Raw genomic sequence first — 1,479 nt, 5'->3', positions numbered from 1 at the left:
GATGCTCCTATTGTTGTCAAGCGCTGACTTTGGGTTGTTCACTGAGCCATGTGCGGTAGCGCTCAGAAAGGACTCGATCTTGGGTGGCGCCGCGTTCAATGCGCGAGATGGCTTTGGGCCAGGCGCTCAGCTCGAGTGCTACTGCGGTCTGGGTGAGGTGCAACGCGAGGCGCCGTGGACGCAGGTCGTTGGTTAGCAGGCCGGGCCGTGGGTTTTGCAGGACGCGGTATATTTCGCGGGCGACGTAGCGCTTGAGGCAGCGCATGATCTCCTTCTTGCCTTTGCCCTCGCTGGTGCGTTTGACGACGTAATCCTGGGTGCGTTGGTCCTTCGCCATGCGCACTAGAACGATGCGGTGAATCGCGGAGTTCGCGGCGCGGTCGCCACCGCGGGAGAGCCGGTGCCGTGTCGTCTTGCCCGATGACGCAGGGATCGGTGCGACGCCGGCCAATGCGGCGAATTGGGCTTCTGTGGTCAGGCGCTCGGGGTTGTCGCCGATAGTGACCAGCAGTTGGGAGGCTACGGCGGTGCCGACACCTTTGATCAGGGTCAGGGCTGGGGCGTGCTCGGCGATAATGCGGGCGAGCTCGGCGTCGCAGTCATCGATCTCGGTGGTGAGGTAGGCATGGCGGGCGGCCATGCGTTTGAGCGTGACGGCGGTCGCGACGAGGGGGTCTGTGATGTCTCCGGTCGGGCGCGAGGTGGCCATGCTTTTGGCACGGGATTCGCTGGTCTTGCCCCGATATTTGGCCCGGATACTCTCTGGGGCCGATGTCAGTACGGCGCTGATCTGCGCTAGTACCGCGGTGCGTGCCTTCATCGCGCTGGTGCGCGCGGTGCGCAGCACCCGGAGGGCTTCGACGTTACCGTCGCGGGCTTTTGGTGTAGAGGTGCCGCGCTGGGCGAGAACAGATTCGGCGGCCTGGTAGGCGTCTAGCGGATCGGACTTGCCGTGGATGCGTCGGGCTTGGCGATTGGGCCGGTTGACCTCTTTCACCTCGAAGCCCTCGTGGATCAGGACCCGGGTCAATTCAGCACCGTAGGACCCTGTTCCTTCGACGCCGACAGCGATCACCGGTCCATACCGGGTGATGTATTCGGCGATTTCCCGGTAGCCGGATCCCACGGCCAGAAACTTCTTATCGGCAAGGTGTTTGCCGTAATTGGTGATGATGGCGACGTGATGGGTGTCGGCGTGGGTGTCGATGCCGGCGATGACGCTGATGTCGTCGTTTGTCATGATGGGAATAGCTCCTCTGACGCTCGAGTAACAGGGTGGACTCGCGTTCGCCAGGTGGGCAGACAAGACGGTGATGGGACTTCTTGGTCAAGCTCCTATTAGGTCATGTCCGCCTGGCGAATGCGTTTGCTGCAAGCCGCGGAACGGTGGACGGATCAAATTAAGGACAGCTTCAAGAAGCGTCAGTCAAGGTTGGAGTCACACCATTCCACGGCCTACTTCCATCATCACCGTCAAGG

Annotated in this window: 1 protein-coding gene; it reads right to left on the bottom strand. The window is 61.9% G+C overall.

Annotated elements, in window-relative coordinates; genetic code table 11:
• Nucleotides 1–16 precede the first annotated feature (16 nt).
• Nucleotides 17–1,240, bottom strand: a complete 1,224-nt coding sequence (locus QN350_RS19600; protein WP_322137520.1) for an IS110 family transposase — start codon at nt 1,238–1,240, stop codon at nt 17–19.
• Between the last annotated feature and the right edge of the window lie 239 nt (nt 1,241–1,479).

The sequence above is a fragment of the Cryobacterium sp. 10I5 genome (assembly GCF_035019865.1).
GTDB lineage: Bacteria > Actinomycetota > Actinomycetes > Actinomycetales > Microbacteriaceae > Cryobacterium > Cryobacterium breve_A.
This window is presented reverse-complemented; position numbering and strand designations above follow the sequence as displayed.

What these genes read in the sequence shown, in the direction of transcription:
- QN350_RS19600 (WP_322137520.1), bottom strand. Translation starts at nt 1,240, where the DNA reads ATGACAAACGACGACATCAGCGTCATCGCCGGCATCGACACCCACGCC.